This window comes from Pantoea sp. PvP021, assembly GCF_054056055.1.
Genome location: NZ_JBSRXX010000001.1, coordinates 169,876 through 185,349 on the forward strand (window position 1 = coordinate 169,876; position 15,474 = coordinate 185,349).

At 57.5% G+C, this 15,474-nt stretch carries 16 protein-coding genes and 1 other annotated feature; of the genes, 3 read left to right on the plus strand and 13 right to left on the minus strand.

Annotated features, from left to right (window positions below):
* Positions 1–6 precede the first annotated feature (6 nt).
* The 9 genes from hisIE to hisL form a co-directional block, all read right to left on the minus strand.
* Positions 7–618 (minus strand): bifunctional phosphoribosyl-AMP cyclohydrolase/phosphoribosyl-ATP diphosphatase HisIE, encoded by a 612-nt coding sequence (gene hisIE, locus ACVKSX_RS00630; protein ID WP_033778806.1) that lies wholly within the window; start codon positions 616–618, stop codon positions 7–9.
* On the minus strand, positions 612–1,388 hold the full coding sequence (gene hisF, locus ACVKSX_RS00635) for an imidazole glycerol phosphate synthase subunit HisF (protein ID WP_010248068.1): 777 nt from the start codon (positions 1,386–1,388) through the stop codon (positions 612–614). The genes hisIE and hisF overlap by 7 nt, the downstream gene beginning before the upstream one ends.
* A complete protein-coding gene (gene hisA / locus ACVKSX_RS00640; protein WP_010248066.1) occupies positions 1,370–2,107 on the minus strand; it encodes a 1-(5-phosphoribosyl)-5-[(5-phosphoribosylamino)methylideneamino]imidazole-4-carboxamide isomerase in 738 nt (245 codons plus the stop codon). The genes hisF and hisA overlap by 19 nt, the downstream gene beginning before the upstream one ends.
* On the minus strand, positions 2,107–2,697 hold the full coding sequence (gene hisH / locus ACVKSX_RS00645) for an imidazole glycerol phosphate synthase subunit HisH (RefSeq protein WP_008926061.1): 591 nt from the start codon (positions 2,695–2,697) through the stop codon (positions 2,107–2,109). Before hisH ends, hisA begins: the two co-directional genes overlap by 1 nt.
* On the minus strand, positions 2,697–3,764 hold the full coding sequence (gene hisB / locus ACVKSX_RS00650; protein WP_010670960.1) for a bifunctional histidinol-phosphatase/imidazoleglycerol-phosphate dehydratase HisB: 1,068 nt from the start codon (positions 3,762–3,764) through the stop codon (positions 2,697–2,699). The genes hisH and hisB overlap by 1 nt, the downstream gene beginning before the upstream one ends.
* On the minus strand, positions 3,761–4,837 hold the full coding sequence (gene hisC / locus ACVKSX_RS00655) for a histidinol-phosphate transaminase (protein ID WP_124890112.1): 1,077 nt from the start codon (positions 4,835–4,837) through the stop codon (positions 3,761–3,763). Before hisC ends, hisB begins: the two co-directional genes overlap by 4 nt.
* Positions 4,834–6,138, minus strand: a complete 1,305-nt coding sequence (gene hisD, locus ACVKSX_RS00660) for a histidinol dehydrogenase (protein ID WP_010670959.1) — start codon at positions 6,136–6,138, stop codon at positions 4,834–4,836. The genes hisC and hisD overlap by 4 nt, the downstream gene beginning before the upstream one ends.
* A gap of 3 nt (positions 6,139–6,141) precedes the next feature.
* Positions 6,142–7,041, minus strand: coding sequence for an ATP phosphoribosyltransferase (gene hisG, locus ACVKSX_RS00665; protein ID WP_004571317.1), 900 nt, complete (start codon positions 7,039–7,041; stop codon positions 6,142–6,144).
* Positions 7,042–7,089: 48 nt separating this feature from the next.
* Positions 7,090–7,210 (minus strand) — a sequence feature (His leader region).
* Positions 7,186–7,233: a his operon leader peptide gene (hisL, locus tag ACVKSX_RS00670; RefSeq protein WP_100396937.1), complete on the minus strand. Its 48-nt coding sequence runs from the start codon at positions 7,231–7,233 to the stop codon at positions 7,186–7,188. Its footprint overlaps the feature before it by 25 nt.
* 179 nt (positions 7,234–7,412) lie before the next feature.
* On the opposite strand from hisL, the gene ACVKSX_RS00675 reads away from it, so the two are divergent.
* On the plus strand, positions 7,413–8,240 hold the full coding sequence (locus tag ACVKSX_RS00675) for an SDR family oxidoreductase (RefSeq protein WP_045140280.1): 828 nt from the start codon (positions 7,413–7,415) through the stop codon (positions 8,238–8,240).
* Between the two features lie 168 nt (positions 8,241–8,408).
* Here the strand turns inward: ACVKSX_RS00675 and ACVKSX_RS00680 are convergent, their stop codons facing one another.
* The 3 genes from ACVKSX_RS00680 to puuD are packed head-to-tail and all read right to left on the minus strand — an operon-like array spanning position 8,409 to position 11,022.
* A complete protein-coding gene (locus ACVKSX_RS00680; RefSeq protein ID WP_022625004.1) occupies positions 8,409–9,686 on the minus strand; it encodes an NAD(P)/FAD-dependent oxidoreductase in 1,278 nt (425 codons plus the stop codon).
* 18 nt (positions 9,687–9,704) lie between these two features.
* On the minus strand, positions 9,705–10,262 hold the full coding sequence (gene puuR / locus ACVKSX_RS00685) for an HTH-type transcriptional regulator PuuR (protein WP_033767775.1): 558 nt from the start codon (positions 10,260–10,262) through the stop codon (positions 9,705–9,707).
* Entirely contained in the window at positions 10,255–11,022 is a 768-nt protein-coding gene (gene puuD / locus ACVKSX_RS00690; RefSeq protein WP_022625003.1) for a gamma-glutamyl-gamma-aminobutyrate hydrolase, read from the minus strand. Before puuD ends, puuR begins: the two co-directional genes overlap by 8 nt.
* 204 nt (positions 11,023–11,226) lie before the next feature.
* On the opposite strand from puuD, the gene ACVKSX_RS00695 reads away from it, so the two are divergent.
* On the plus strand, positions 11,227–12,642 hold the full coding sequence (locus tag ACVKSX_RS00695; RefSeq protein WP_010248044.1) for a glutamine synthetase family protein: 1,416 nt from the start codon (positions 11,227–11,229) through the stop codon (positions 12,640–12,642).
* A 405-nt stretch (positions 12,643–13,047) separates the two neighbouring features.
* Complete coding sequence (locus tag ACVKSX_RS00700) at positions 13,048–14,406, plus strand: APC family permease (protein ID WP_010248042.1); 1,359 nt, start codon at positions 13,048–13,050, stop codon at positions 14,404–14,406.
* 48 nt (positions 14,407–14,454) lie between these two features.
* Here the strand turns inward: ACVKSX_RS00700 and ygbI are convergent, their stop codons facing one another.
* Positions 14,455–15,216: a DNA-binding transcriptional repressor YgbI gene (gene ygbI, locus ACVKSX_RS00705; RefSeq protein ID WP_033758363.1), complete on the minus strand. Its 762-nt coding sequence runs from the start codon at positions 15,214–15,216 to the stop codon at positions 14,455–14,457.
* Positions 15,217–15,474: the final 258 nt, after the last annotated feature.

Genomic DNA, 15,474 nt, shown 5'->3' on the forward strand with positions numbered 1-15,474 from the left:
GCACAGTTACTTATGGCGGTCACGCAGGTTGTTGATCACGGCGCGGAAGTCGAGATCCTGATCCTGCAACAGCACCATCAGGTGATAGACCAGGTCAGAAGCTTCGTTGGTGAGTTCATCCCGATCGTTGACCGTGGCGGCCAGTGCGGTTTCAACGCCTTCTTCACCCACTTTCTGCGCGATGCGTTTGGTGCCGCTGGCGTAGAGTCGTGCGGTGTAGGAGCTTTCAGGATCGGCGGTTTTACGCGAGGCCAGCAACTGCTCAAGCTGATAGAGGAACGTCCACTCAGGGACCGCCGGTGAGAAGCAGCTGGTGGTGCCCAGATGGCAGGTCGGGCCAATAGGATCCGCCAGCACTAACAGGGTGTCATTGTCGCAGTCAGGCGTGATGCTCACGACCTGCAAAAAATTGCCGGAGGTTTCGCCTTTGGTCCACAAGCGATTTTTGGTGCGGGAGAAAAAGGTGACCTTGCTTTCTGCCAGCGTTTTCTCCAGCGCGGCCGGGTTCATGTAGCCATGCATCAGCACTTCGCCTGAGACGAAGTGCTGGACAATGACCGGCATCATGCCCTGTGTTTTATCCCAGTCGAGAAGGGCCAGTTGTTGTTCAGTTAGCACGCGCGAATCTCCACTCCGTTGTCGATCAGAAAGCTCTTCAGCTCACCAATATTAATAATCTGCTTATGGAATACCGAGGCGGCTAAAGCACCATCCACGTTAGCTTCGGTAAACGCATCCAGGAAGTGCTGCATGGTGCCTGCGCCGCCAGAGGCGATCAGGGGAACTTTGCAGACTTCACGCATTTTCTTCAGCTGCACCAGGTCATAGCCGTTACGCACGCCATCCTGATTCATCATGTTCAGCACGATCTCGCCTGCGCCCAGCTTCTGCACTTCCTGCACCCACTCCAGCGTTTCCCACTGTGTCACTCGGGTGCGCGCTTCGTCGCCGGTATACTGATTCACCTGATATTTACCGCTGGCTTCATCAAACCAGGTATCGATCCCGACCACAATACACTGCACGCCAAAACGATCTGCGAGGCGGGTAATGAGCGTGGGATCGGCCAGCGCGGGCGAGTTAATCGAAATCTTATCTGCGCCAAACTCCAGAATGCGCGCCGCGTCTTCCGGGGTTTTAATGCCGCCCGCGACGCAGAACGGGATATCGATCACTTCCGCAACCCGCGACACCCAGCTTTTGTCGACGACCCGGCCATCGGATGAGGCGGTGATATCATAGAACACCAGCTCGTCGGCACCTTCGGCGGCATAGCGCTGCGCCAGCGGCACGATGTCGCCGATGATTTCGTGATTGCGAAACTGTACGCCTTTGACCACCTGGCCGTCACGTACGTCCAGGCAGGGAATTATCCGTTTTGCCAGCATGCGATCGCCTCCGAAACAGTGAATTTATCTTCCAGCAGCGCACGTCCGACAATCACGCCCTGAACGCCGCTGCCGCGCAGGGCGGCGATATCATTGAGGTCGCCAATGCCACCCGAGGACTGGAAAGCAATCGTCGGAAAGCGCGCCGCCACTTCCTGATAGAGCGCAACATTGGAGCCGCTCAGGGTGCCGTCGCGAGAAATGTCGGTGCACAGCACGTGCTTCAGGCCCACCTGCTGAAAGTCGGTAATCACCTCTTCCAGCGTGACACCCGCCGCTTCCTGCCAGCCACTGATTGCCACTTCTTTGCGGTTACTGGCATCAATGCGCACATCTAACGCAAGCACAATCGCCTCTGCGCCAAATTCCGCAAACCACCGTTTTACCTCTTCAGGCTGTTTCACCGCGGTGGAACCGACCACCACGCGACTCGCTCCGGCTTCAAGCAGTGCATGCACATCATCACGGCTGCGAATGCCGCCACCAACCTGCACCGTCACATCAACGCCATCCAGCAGGGTTTTCAGCAGCGCGATCTGGCGTTTCGCCGGATCTTTCGCGCCGGTTAAATCCACCAGATGCAGCACGGTCGCGCCCTGGCGAACGTAATCCTGCAGACGCGGCAGCGGATCGCTGCCGTAATCGCGCTGCTGACCATAATCGCCCTGATGCAGACGAACCACTTTGCCGTCAATTAAATCTAACGCGGGGATAATCATTACATCTCCAGGAAGTTTTTCAGCAGCTGCGCGCCCGCTTTGCCCGAGCGTTCAGGATGGAACTGGACGCCAAAGAAGTTATCTTTCTGCACCGCGGCGGTGAAAGCTTCACCGTAGTGACACTGGGCGATAGTGCTGGCGTTGACCGGCATGGCATAGCTGTGGACGAAGTAGAAATAGCAGCCTTCGTCGATGCCACGGAACAGATGATTGCCCGCCTGCGCGGTAATCTGATTCCAGCCCATGTGCGGCAGCGGCAGGCCGTGCGTGTCCATTAATGACACCGGCTCATCGATAATCCCCAGCGTCGGCACACCGCCGTTTTCATCGCTGCCGCGTCCCAGCAGCTGCATACCCAGGCAGATCCCCAGCACCGGCTGGGTACAGGCTTTCACCAGATCGATCAGGTCACGCTCTTCCAGCTGATTCATTGCCGCCTGCGCGGTGCCGACGCCGGGCAGAAACAGTTTGTCGGCACGCAGCACCACATCGGGATCGCGGCTTACTTCCGGGGTGTAGCCCAGACGTTCAATCGCCCATTTCACCGACGACAGGTTGGCGCAACCGGTATCCATGATCACCACGTTCATCACAGCACTCCCTTCGAGCTCGGCAGCGTATTGCCCTCAACGCGGATCGCCTGACGCAGCGTACGGCCAAAAGCTTTAAACAGGCTCTCGACGCGGTGATGGTCATTCTTGCCTTTGGTTTTAAGATGCAGGGTGCTCATCATGGCGTAGGAGAGCGAGCTGAAGAAGTGCTCGACCATCTCGGTGCTGAGGTCGCCCACGCGCTGATAGTTGAACTCCGCTTTAAACTCGATGTGCGGACGGCCGGAGATATCCAGCGCGCAGCGCGCCAGACATTCATCCATCGGCAGCACAAAGCCGAAACGGCCTATGCCACGCTTGTCGCCCAGTGCCTTCAGCAGCGCTTCGCCCAGTGCCAGACCGGTATCTTCCACCGTGTGGTGATCGTCAATATAGAGATCGCCTTTCACTTCGATGTTCATGCGGAACCCGCCGTGTACGGCAATCTGGTCCAGCATGTGGTCGAAGAAACCCACGCCGGTATTAATCTTGCTGCCGCCTTCGCGATCCAGCCACAGTTCTACCCGCACCTGTGTCTCTTTGGTGTTGCGCTGCACCAGCGCATGGCGGTCACGCTGGGTCAGACGCTGCTGGATAGTCTGCCAGTTCTGGCCGTCAGCACCGTAGCGGATAGGCTGGATGCCCATGTTCTCCGCCAGCTGAACATCGGTCAGGCGATCGCCAATCACGTAGCTGTTGGCGGTATCCAGCGCGCCTTCGGCCAGCCAGGCTTCCACCATTCGGGTTTTTGGCTTGCGACAGTCGCAGTGATCGTCCGGCATGTGCGGGCAGATCAGCACATCGTCAAACGCAATGCCCTGCGAGGTCAGGATCTGCATCATCAGATTGTGCGGGCCATCGAAATCGGCCTGCGGGAAACCCGGGGTGCCAAGACCATCCTGGTTAGTGATCATGACCAGGCGATAACCGGCGGCCTGCAGTGCCAGCAGCGCCGGGATAACATCTGGCTCAAACGCCAGCTTATCCATGCGGTCCACCTGATAATCTTCAGGCGGCTCAGAGATTAACGTACCGTCGCGGTCAATAAAAAGGGTCTTCTGGCTCATGCTTGCTCCACAGAAAAGGCTTGCAGCGCGGCGATCACTCGTTCGCACTCTTCACGCGTGCCGATGGAGATGCGCAGGCATCCCGACAGGCCCGGATTTTTGTTCTGATCACGCAGGATAATGCCCTGATCCCATAAGGTTTTGAAGACTTTTGGTGAATCGGTAAAGCGCGCCAGCACATAGTTGGTTTCACTGGAGAAAACCTGCTCAACGCAGGCCAGCTGAGTCAGTTCAGCCTGCAGCCAGCTACGATTCTCATTCAGCTGTGCCACATGCTCACGCATCAGCGCAATTCCCTGGTCGCTCAGTGCCTGACCGGCGACATCGGCAACCGGTGTCGCCAGCGGGTAGGGCGCAATCACCTTCATCAGCAGGTCGATGACCGGCTTATTGGCCAGCGCAAAGCCGCAACGCAGGCCAGCCAGCGCAAAGGCTTTAGAAAGCGTACGCAGGATCACCAGATGCGGATAATCCTTCAGCCAGCCGGTCAGGGTCGCCTGCGGGCAGAACTCAATGTAGGCTTCATCTGCGACTACCAGCGCTTTACCGGCGGTCATTGCCAGCAGCTGACGGATGTCGTCCTGATTGATCAGGTTGCCGGTCGGGTTGTTCGGGCTGCAGAGGTAAACCACTTTGACGCCATCCAGCTGCTCTGCAATGGCAGGCAGGTTCAGCTGCCAGTCGGTCAGGGCCGGGACGGTGCGGTATTCAATGCCGATGGTTTCGGCGCTGACGCTGTACATGCCATAGGTCGGTGGACAGAACAGAATCGCATCCTGACCCGGCTCACAGAAGGCACGCATGATCAGTTCGATGGCTTCATCTGCGCCACGGCTCACCAGCACCTGCTCCGGCGTTAAGCCTGCATAAGCAGCGTAGCGCTCAATCACCAGTTTAGGCTGACATTCCGGATAGCGGTTCAGCGTCTGCTGCGATAGCTCAAACGGCACCGGCAGCGGAAACTCGTTGGCATTGAGCCAGACATCTCCGTTGCCACCCAGACGACGCGCCGACATATAGGGCGTCAGGGCGCGCACATTGGCGCGCGCCAGCTGCTCAATATCCTGACTCATGCTTGCTCCTTCAGTGCGGCAACGCGCAGGGTGACGGCATTCTTATGGGCATCCAGCTGCTCGGCGGCGGCCAGGGTTTCAATGGTGGCGGCCAGGTTCAGGAAGCCCTGCGGCGTAAGCTCCTGCACCGTCATGCGTTTCTGGAAATCGGCCAGGCCCAGGCTGGAACAGGTCGAGGTGTAACCGTAGGTCGGTAACACGTGATTGGTGCCAGAGGCGTAATCGCCCGCGGACTCCGGCGACCAGTCGCCTAAAAATACCGAACCGGCGCTGGTGATCGACTCCACCAGATCGCGCGGCTGGCGCGTTTGCAGAATCAGGTGCTCCGGGCCGTAGAGATTAGAGATTGCGACACACTGCTCAAGGTCACGCGCCACGATCAGGCGGCTGCTTTCCAGCGCCTGACGCGCTGTGGCAGCCCGCGGCAACTGCGCCAGCTGCTGCTCAACCGCGACCGCGACCGCCTCGGCCAGCTTTAATGAAGGCGTCAGCAGAATCACCTGCGAGTCGGGACCATGCTCTGCCTGTGAAAGCAAATCAGACGCGACAAACGCGGGCGTGGCGCCTTCATCCGCAATCACCAGCACTTCAGAAGGACCCGCTGGCATATCAATCGCCGCGCCATCGAGTCGCTGACTTACCTGACGTTTCGCTTCTGTTACCCAGGCGTTGCCCGGGCCAAAAATCTTATCCACGCGTGGCACGGTTTCGGTGCCGAAGGCCATCGCGGCGATGGCCTGCGCGCCGCCCACCTGGAACACCTCTTCTACTCCGCACAGCTGGGCGGCATACAGGATCTCATCGGCAATCGGCGGCGGCGAACAGAGCACCACGCGGCCACAGCCAGCGATACGGGCCGGGGTCGCCAGCATCAGCACGGTGGAGAAGAGCGGGGCGGAACCACCAGGAATATAGAGTCCGACCGATTTCACCGGACGGGTAATCTGCTGGCAGCGTACGCCTGGCTGGGTTTCCACATCCACCGGCGGCAGGATCTGCGCGTTGTGGAAGGTTTCGATATTGCCCACCGCGACGGCCATCGCCTGCTTCAGCTCGTCACTCAGACGTAAGCTGGCTTCTGCGATTTGCTGCGCGGTAACACGCAGGTTATCCACCTGCGCTTTGTCGAAGCGGGCGCTGAACTGGCGCAGGGCGTCATCACCGTTCAGCTTTACCTGCTCCAGCACATCGCGCACCGTCAGCGTCACGTTTTCAGAGGCGGCGATAGCAGGACGTAACAGCAGCGCCTGCTGCTGTTCGGGGGTGCACTGCTGCCACTCAATCGGGGTAGAAAAGGCCATGGCTTACTCCATCATCTTCTCAATAGGCAGCACCAGAATCGAACTGGCACCCAGCGCTTTCAGTTTTTCCATGGTTTCCCAGAACAGGGTTTCGCTGCTGACCATGTGCATCGCCACGCGGCTGACATCGCCTGCCAGCGGCAGCACGGTAGGGCGCTCTGCGCCAGGCAGCAGGCTGATCACTTCTTCCAGACGCTCACTCGGCGCGTGCAGCATGATGTACTTCGATTCACGCGCTTTAATCACGCCCTGAATACGGGTCATCATCTTGTCGATCAGCTCCTGCTTGGCGGCAGGCATCTCGCCGTCACGCTGGATCAGCACCGCTTTTGAACGATAGATCACTTCAACTTCGCGCAGGCCATTGGCTTCCAGCGTAGCACCGGTAGAGACCAGGTCGCAGATGGCATCAGCCAGTCCGGCACGGGTCGCCACTTCTACGGAACCGTTCAGTAAACAGGTCTTAAAGCTGACGCCTTTTTTGTCGAGGTATTGTTTTAACAGGTGCGGATAGGAGGTGGCGATACGGGATTTATCCAGGCATTCCGGGCCGGTGTACTCGGCATCTGTCGCCATCGCCAGTGACAGACGGCAACCGCCGAAGTCTAGGCGGCGCAGCGTAAAGTAGCGCGGATCTTCACCCTGGGCACGGCGCGACAGCAGCTCTTCTTCCAGTACGTTCTCGCCGATGATGCCTAAATCGACCACACCATCCATCACCAGGCCAGGAATATCGTCATCGCGCACACGCAGGATGTCGATCGGCATGTTCTCCGCAAACGCAATCAGGCGCTGTTGCTGAAGGTTGATTTTAACGCCGCAGCGCGCCAGCAGTTCGCGTGAATCATCACTTAAACGGCCAGATTTCTGCATAGCTATGCGTAAACGGGTGTTATCTAACATGGTTCCTGTCCTCTTAATTCGGTCCTGAATGTGTGGTTACGTCAGCCCATAAAAAAACCCCCGGAAGACGATCTTCCGGGGGTTCTCTTGCGTTCACACCACTGGAAGATCTTGAAAGTCTTCCAGCACCAATCGCCTGAAAGACTAGTCAGGATGATGGTGGTGATGATGGTTGAACTGAACGCGTGTCATAATAATCTCGTCGATGAATGAGTATTCATTTGTGGGGTTTAACCTAGCGAAGATGGCTGCGCTTGGCAACACTTTTTTAAACGGGCGGTTCGGAAAGCGCTGAAACAGGTTGTTCTGGTTTGCAATCAGGGGGCAAACTACGGTGAAGTCAGGGTTGATGTTTCACGTCAGGAGTCAAAATGAAGAAGGTCGCGATTGTGGGACTGGGCTGGTTGGGTATGCCGCTGGCCACGGCGTTAACGGCGCGAGGCTGGCAGGTCACCGGCAGCAAAACCACGCCAGACGGTGTAGACGCGGCACGCCGCTGCGGCATTGAGGCGTTCCAGCTGGAACTGACGCCGGAACTGCTCTGTGATGCCGCCGATATTGAGCCGCTATTCAACGTCGATGCGCTGATCGTTACACTGCCCGCCAGCCGCACTGCGGAAGGTGGCGAAGCCTATCTGCAGGCGGTGCAGAATGTGGTCGATACGGCGCTGGTTTATAAGGTACCGCGCATTATCTTTACCAGTTCCACCTCAGTCTATGGCAGCAGCGCCGGCGCTAAGCGGGAAAACAGCCCGCTGGACGCAGAAACGGTGGCCGGAAAGACGCTGGTTAAACTGGAGAACTGGCTGCACGATCTGCCAGGCACCAGCGTAGATATTGTGCGGCTGGCCGGTCTGGTAGGACCAAAGCGCCATCCGGGACGCTTCCTCGCCGGTAAGCAGGATGTGGCCAATGGCTCGCAGGGCGTCAATCTGGTGCATCTGGATGATGTCGTTGAGGCGATCACGCTGCTACTGCAGTCGCCCAAAGGGGGCCGGGTCTATAATCTGTGTGCCTCGAAACATCCCTCGCGTGACACCTTCTATCCTGCGGTCACGCACCAGCTTGGGCTGCAGCCGCCGCAGTTCGCACCCGAGCCGGAAAAGAATAGCGGCAAGCTGATTGATGGTTCCCGCATCTGTAGCGAGCTCGGTTTTGAGTACCGCTATGACGATCCGATTAAAATGCCGCTGGAGTGATACGCGGCTGGCGCTGTTGCGGGGGCTGAGTGCTCCCGCTCTGATAGGTGAAAGTTCTGCTCTTCCTGTAGTTACAACATACTATAACAGTTTAAACAACAGGGCAGAATGTGCCCCGCTGAAAGACCTGTTTTCATCAGGCCAGACAGCCAGGTCTGGCCCTCAGCCTCACACCCCTAACCGATCCCTCAACGCATACCACACCGCGCCCATCGCCGTCAGCGGCACCTTAAACCGTCGCCCACCGGGAAACGGCAGGTGAGGCAGGCGGGCGAAGGCATCAAAACGCTCGGCATCGCCGCGTAACACTTCGCTGATCAGCTTGCCGGAAAGATGCGTACTGGTTACGCCATGACCGCTGTCACCCTGCATAAAATAGACATTCTTCTCCAGTCGGCCAAACTGCGGCATGCGCGACAGCGTCAGGAGGAAATTGCCGCTCCAGCTGAAGTCCAGCTTCACGTTCTGCAACTGCGGGAAAGTGCGGCGCAGCCTGGGCCGGATCAACGCTTCAATATCGGCCGGTTCCCGTGCGCCATAAACCACGCCGCCGCCATAGAGCAGCCGGTTATCCGCGGTCAGACGGAAGTAATCCAGCAGATAGTTACAATCTTCCACACAGTAGTTGTTCGGCATCAGCGACAACGCCTGGTCGGTTGACAGCGGTTCGGTTGCCACAATCTGCGATCCGCACGGCATGCTTTTCCTGCTCAGTCGCGGTTCCAGCTGCGGGGCCAGATAGGCATTCCCGGCGAAGATCACAAAGGTCGCGCTGACCTCGCCCTGGGCGGTTTTTACCCGGTTTGGTGTGCCATAAACCACACTGGTCGCCGCGGACTGTTCATAGATGCGTCCGCCATGTCGCCGGATCGCCTCCGCTTCCCCCAGCGCCAGGTTCAGCGGATGCAGATGGCCGCCGCGCCGGTCCAGCAGCCCGCCAACGTAGCGTTCGGTGGCGACTTCACGGCGAATGGCTCGCTCATCCAGCAGTTCCAGATCATGATTCCCATACTGCTGCCATAACGCTTTCTGTTTTCGCAGATGCGCCATCTGGCGCGCATTCAGGGCCGCAAAAACGCCGCCAGGCCGGTAATCGCAGTCGATCGCGTACCGCTTAATGCGATCGCGGATAATCTCAGCGCCTTCAAACATCATGCTGCCCAGCATACGGGCGCTCTCTTTACCGTAGCGCTGCTCAATCACATCCACGTCGCGGCTGTAGGAGTTCACCACCTGACCGCCGTTACGCCCGCTGGCACCAAAGCCGACCCGCGCCGCTTCCAGCACGACCACGTCATAGCCTACCTCGGTCAGATGCAGCGCCGCCGAAAGACCGGTGAAACCGCCGCCAATAATGCAGACGTCACACTGAATGCTCTCCTGTAATGTCGGCCAGGGCGCATGCGGATTGGCGGTCGCTGCGTAATAACTCTCCACGTAATTCATAACAACCTCCGGAAGCGCCTAAAAGTTGGCTGGCGTATGGGCACTGACAATGCGGCAGGGGATTTCAGCACGGTTGGTGAAACTGTGTGGTAAGCCCGTATCAATGACGTAGCTCTCTCCGGCGGAGAGATGATAGTGCTCTCCGTTGATGACCAGCGTAATCTCTCCTTCCAGCAGCGTGCCGGTCTCTTCGCCCGGATGACGCAGCTTCTCGCCGGTGCTGGCACCGGGTTGATAAGTTTCCAGCAGCATGCCCAGCGTGCGCTGTGCACGGCCATTGTCGATAAGCTTCAGCGAAACTCCCTGACTGCCAATCTCCAGCAGGTCGCTGGCGCGGACAATGACCTTAGGTTCCGCGTCCGGTTTGGGTTCCGAGAAGAACTCTGACAGCGAGAGCCCATAGACTTTCAGCAGCTTCTGTAGGGTGCTGACCGCCGGGCTGACCTTATCCTGTTCAATGGTGCTGATGGCGCTGTGGGTCAGTCCGGCCAGTTCGGCGACGCGGCGTTGCGACAGCCCCAGTGTCTGCCGGATCTGCGCCAGCCGTCGTCCCGGCGCCAGCGAGGCATCACTCATTTTCTTTTTCCTTGTGATAACGAATGGCGGCCTGAATAAAGCCACTGAAGAGCGCCTGCGATCCCGCCGTGTGTTCCGGCTGCCACTCGGGATGCCACTGCACCGCCAGGGCGAAGGGATGATGGCGCAGACTCACCGCCTCAATCAGGCCATCCGGCGCGCGCGCTTCAACGCGCAACTGCGGGCCCGGTTCGCGTACCCCCTGATGATGCAGTGAATTGACCGCCAGCGGACTGTTGCTGTCCAGCAGCGTCGCCAGCAGGCCGTCGGGTTCAATAGTGATTGGATGCACCTGAGCATACTGCTGCTCCAGCGGCAGCGTCTCATCTTCATGGTGACGCTGAAACGACGGCTGCCCGCTGAGCTCTCGCCACAGCGCACCGCCATTTGCCACCACCAGCTCCTGCAGCCCACGGCAGATCCCGAACATCGGCATCTTGTGGCTGGTGGCCCAGGTGATCAGCTGAAAGGCGAGATGGTCACGGCCCGGATCGGCATGCAGCTCTTCGCCCGCCTCGCCATAATGCCAGGGTTCGATATTGCTGGGGCTGCCAGTCAGCAGCAGGCCATCCAGAACAGCCATAGCGTTTTCTAATAGATGAGGCGCATTCATCAGACTGTGGGGCAGGGCCAGCGGTACGCCACCCGCAAGGACAACCGCATCGGTATACTTATTGTGAACCGTCTGGCTCGGATGGCCTCCCAAATCCTTCTGGCACATCACTACGCCAATCAACGGCTTGTCAAAAATAATGCCCATCTCACGTCCTCGCATCGCTGTTCGAAATATCTACCGAAAGGGCACGTCTGGCGGTTAAGTGTGCAATATTTTTTCAATCTAGCAATCTGCTGTTTGTTCTTCAAACAGATTTGTTACATTTGCACACTTTTTATGTTGGCGCTATGTTAGTGGTGTGGCTGTTATTTTGAGCATTACGCAAACCTAATAGGGGCGGGTGAGATCATGACTAACCTGGTAGAAGTGGAAGACTTCACGCTTCACAGTGAAGAGAAACGAACCAGCGCGTTCCAGCTTGAGGTGAAAACCTGGCTGGAGCGCCATCCTGACACGCAGTATGTCGACATCCTGTTAAATGATTTAAATGGTGTGTTCCGCGGCAAGCGTATTCCGGTCTCTGCGCTGCCAAAGCTGGAAAAAGGGTGTTATTTCCCCGCCTCGGTGTTTGCCATGGATATCCTCGGCAACACAGTAGAAGAAGCGGGACTCGGCCAGTCACTGGGCGAACCCGATAATCTCTGCCTGCCCGTCACCGGTACTTTAGTTCCCTCCGCGTCTGACCCTCAGCACATTGCGCAACTGCTGTTAACCATGTGCAACCAAGATGGCACTCCCTTTGACGTTGAACCCCGAAATGTCCTTAACCGGCTGTGGCAACAGCTGCGTAACCGAGGTCTGTTTCCGGTGGTAGCGGTAGAGCTGGAGTTCTATCTGGTGGACAAAAAGCGCGATGCCGAAGGCTTTATCCAGCCGCCGTGCTCGCCCGGCAGTGATGAACGCAATATGCAGAGCCAGGTCTACTCGGTAGATAACCTTGATCATTTCGCCGATGTGCTGCGTGACATCGACGATCTGGCCCGTCAGCAGGACATCCCGGCCGATGGTGCGCTGGCGGAAGCCTCGCCCGGACAGTTTGAAATTAACCTGCATCATACCCGCGACGTGCTGCGGGCCTGTGACCATGCGGTGCAGCTGAAACGCCTGATTCGTCAGGTGGCAGAAAATCACGGTATGACCGCCACGTTTATGGCGAAGCCCTATGAGGAGTACGCGGGCAGCGGCATGCATGTGCATATCAGCATGCTGGATGCCGCCGATCACAACGCCTTCGCCTGCGATGACGGCAGTGATTCGCCGCTGATGAAACGGGCGCTGGCCGGGATGATCGATCTGATGCCCGCCTCAATGGCGCTGCTGGCACCCAATGTGAATGCCTATCGCCGTTTTGTTCCGGACGCCTATGTGCCGTTGCAGGCATCGTGGGGCCATAACAACCGGACCGTTGCGCTGCGGGTGCCGTGCGGGGATATCGACAATCATCGTATTGAGTACCGGGTTGCGGGCGCGGATGCTAATCCCTACCTGGTGGTGTCGGCTATTCTTGCGGGGATGCTGCATGGGCTGGATACCCAGTTGCCGTTGCCCCATCCGGTCACCGGCAACGGTCACCATGCCGAGGGTCTGGCACTGCCGATCCGCCAGAGCGATGCGCTGTATGAGTTTGACAACAGCTATCCGCTGCAGAAGTTACTGGGCGAACGCTTTGCCAGTGTCTGGCACAGCTGTAAGCATCATGAACTGATGCAGTTTGAACGGCTGATTACGTCTACCGAGATTGACTGGATGCTGAAAAATGCCTGACAGGTTTTTTTACCTGTCATCTGACGCGCTTTTTTTTGCATAAGATGCCCCGATGGCTTGTATTCCTGCCACGGGTTAGGGCAGAATACGCGGCCTGCAAAATCAGATGATAACCGACGCTAACCGCGCCGGTTATTTTTTTGCATCCAGTTTTATTAGAGCGTTTTTTGCTGACTTAACCGAGGCCGGGCACGCACCCGGATAGATAAACACTGAAAACACGCATAAGCGTGAGATTGAGGATTACAAAGATGGGGATGTTTTACACTCTGCCAGCCAACGCTGGTACGCGTTTTCGTGATGACTACGGCGCCGCGTTAACCGCTAACCTTACTCCCTGTCGCTTAATGCGCAGTTGCCCTGTGACCCAGCCCAGCCAGGTTGTCGCACATGGGGGACTGAAGCATGTCGCTTAATACCTCCGCCGCACCGCAGCGTGCGCAACTCAAAAAAACACTCACGTTACTTCCGGTCGTCATGATGGGCTTAGCCTACATGCAGCCTATGACCCTGTTCGATACCTTTGGCATCGTTTCCGGGCTGACCGAAGGTCACGTCGCCACCGCTTATGCTTTCGCGCTGATTGCGATTCTGTTCACTGCCGTGAGTTACGGTAAGCTGGTACGCCGCTTCCCCTCTGCGGGCTCCGCTTATACCTACGCTCAGAAGGCGATCAGTCCGCACGTCGGCTTTATGGTCGGCTGGTCATCACTGCTGGACTACCTGTTCATGCCGATGATCAACATCCTGCTGGCTAAAAACTATTTCGAATCGCTGGTGCCGGGCATTCCGTCGTGGATTTTTGTGGTGTTGCTGGTCGGATTTATGACGCTCTCTAACCTCAAGGGCATCAAAACCGTCGCCAACTTCAACAGTGTGATTGTGGTGCTGCAGGTGGTGGTCATGGTCGGGATTACCGCGATGGTAATCTACGGTGTGGCAAGCGGCGTAGGTTCCGGCACGCTGGTGAGCAGCCGTCCATTCTGGTCTGAGAATGCGCATGTGGTGCCGATGATTACCGGTGCGACGATACTCTGCTTCTCGTTCCTCGGCTTTGATGGCATCAGTTCGCTGTCGGAAGAGACCAAAGATGCAGAACGCACCATTCCGCGCGCTATTTTCCTGACCGCGCTGATTGGTGGGGTGATCTTTATCGCGGCATCTTACTTCCTGCAGCTCTACTTCCCGGACATCACACGCTTCCAGCACCCGGACTCATCGCAGCCTGAAATCATGCTGTTCGTGGCCGGTAAAGCGTTGCAGGTCGGCATCCTGATCTTCTCGGTGGTCACGGTGCTGGCATCCGGTATGGCGGCGCACGCTGGCGTATCGCGTCTGATGTATGTGATGGGCCGTGATGGCGTGTTCCCGGAGCGTTTCTTCGGTTACATCCATCCGAAATGGCGTACTCCGTCGCTCAACGTGCTGCTGGTGGGTGCGATTGCACTGATGGCGATTAACTTCGACCTGGTGACCGCAACCGCGCTGATTAACTTTGGTGCGCTGGTGGCGTTTACCTTCGTTAACCTGTCGGTGATTGCGCAGTTCTGGGTCCGTGAGAAGCGTAACCGCACGCTGAAAGATCACGTTCAGTATCTGCTGCTGCCGCTGCTTGGCGCGCTGACGGTGGGAGCGCTGTGGGTGAATCTGGAAGAGAGTTCTATGGAGCTGGGCCTGATCTGGGCCGCCATCGGGATTATCTACCTGGCGTTCGTAACCCGCAGCTTCCGTAATCCGGTGCCGCAGTTCAGCGAAGAAGTTTAATCACGCTCACGTTGCCGCCTTCCCGGTCTCAGGGAAGGCGGCGACAGCTTAACCAGCCAGTACCAGTTCACAGCTCCCCGCACTTAACAGCTCCCGCGCCGACTCACTCAGATGCGTGTCTGTCACTACCCGATCAAAGCTCTCCAGAGGTAAAGCCAGAAACGTCGCGATCCTGTTGTACTTCGAACTGTCACTCAGCAATACCCGCTTACTGCTCACCTCACTCACCGCCTGCTTCACCATCACTTTATCTTCATCCGGCGTAAACAAGCCACGCGGCCCCCAGCAGGAGGCGGAAATAAAGGCAATATCAATGGCCAGATGACGCAGGCTGCGTGCCGCCGACTCCCCGACACAGGAGCGGTTCTCCCGGCATACGGTGCCGCCCGTGTGAATAACCCGGCACTGACTGGCCTCCATCAGCAGATTCGCCACCATAAAATCATTGGTCACCACCAGCAAATCATCGCGATCCACCACTTCTCTTGCCAGCGCTAACGTCGTGGTTCCGGCATCCAGGTAGATGCAGCTGTTACGTGGGATCTGTCGGGCGGCGGTGCGACCAATTGCGCGCTTCTCCTCATTGTAGAGGGCGCTTTTCGTCAGATGTGACGGCTCAGCCGCCAGCCGGTCGGCTGAGCGCACGCCGCCGGAGACCGACAGCACGGCCCCTTGCTCCTCCAGTTTCTGCACATCACGGCGTATGGTCATGTGTGACACACCCAGCCGTTCAGTGAGTTCTGCAATGCTCACCACGCCACGATCGGCCACCAGCGCAAGAATCTGTTGATGACGTTCAACCGGAATCATATCGGCTCCCTGATGATTACCATTTTTTCACATTATAAAGTATCTGCGGGTTAACCAGAACAAATAATAACAGCGGCAATCCCGGCAACGGCGGCGCTAACTGCACTGCGGCAGTGCCGGTGCTGCCAATCTGGTAATGTTAAAAATTGTTCTGGTTCACATCGGGAATATTTTTTTGTGAGCGATAACACATTTTTGGCGGCAGTAAACTGGCAGGATTAACAGTAACAAACAAATAATCACTTAAATTAACAGTGG

Excerpts from the sequence above, each read along its gene's own strand:
- hisF (WP_010248068.1), bottom strand. The coding sequence starts at position 1,388 with ATGCTGGCAAAACGGATAATTCCCTGCCTGGACGTACGTGACGGCCAG.
- hisA (WP_010248066.1), bottom strand. The coding sequence starts at position 2,107 with ATGATTATCCCCGCGTTAGATTTAATTGACGGCAAAGTGGTTCGTCTG.
- hisH (WP_008926061.1), bottom strand. The coding sequence starts at position 2,697 with ATGAACGTGGTGATCATGGATACCGGTTGCGCCAACCTGTCGTCGGTG.
- hisB (WP_010670960.1), bottom strand. The coding sequence starts at position 3,764 with ATGAGCCAGAAGACCCTTTTTATTGACCGCGACGGTACGTTAATCTCT.
- hisC (WP_124890112.1), bottom strand. The coding sequence starts at position 4,837 with ATGAGTCAGGATATTGAGCAGCTGGCGCGCGCCAATGTGCGCGCCCTG.
- hisD (WP_010670959.1), bottom strand. The coding sequence starts at position 6,138 with ATGGCCTTTTCTACCCCGATTGAGTGGCAGCAGTGCACCCCCGAACAG.
- hisG (WP_004571317.1), bottom strand. The coding sequence starts at position 7,041 with ATGTTAGATAACACCCGTTTACGCATAGCTATGCAGAAATCTGGCCGT.
- ACVKSX_RS00675 (WP_045140280.1), top strand. The coding sequence starts at position 7,413 with ATGAAGAAGGTCGCGATTGTGGGACTGGGCTGGTTGGGTATGCCGCTG.
- ACVKSX_RS00680 (WP_022625004.1), bottom strand. The coding sequence starts at position 9,686 with ATGAATTACGTGGAGAGTTATTACGCAGCGACCGCCAATCCGCATGCG.
- puuR (WP_033767775.1), bottom strand. The coding sequence starts at position 10,262 with ATGAGTGATGCCTCGCTGGCGCCGGGACGACGGCTGGCGCAGATCCGG.
- puuD (WP_022625003.1), bottom strand. The coding sequence starts at position 11,022 with ATGGGCATTATTTTTGACAAGCCGTTGATTGGCGTAGTGATGTGCCAG.
- ACVKSX_RS00695 (WP_010248044.1), top strand. The coding sequence starts at position 11,227 with ATGACTAACCTGGTAGAAGTGGAAGACTTCACGCTTCACAGTGAAGAG.
- ACVKSX_RS00700 (WP_010248042.1), top strand. The coding sequence starts at position 13,048 with ATGTCGCTTAATACCTCCGCCGCACCGCAGCGTGCGCAACTCAAAAAA.
- ygbI (WP_033758363.1), bottom strand. The coding sequence starts at position 15,216 with ATGATTCCGGTTGAACGTCATCAACAGATTCTTGCGCTGGTGGCCGAT.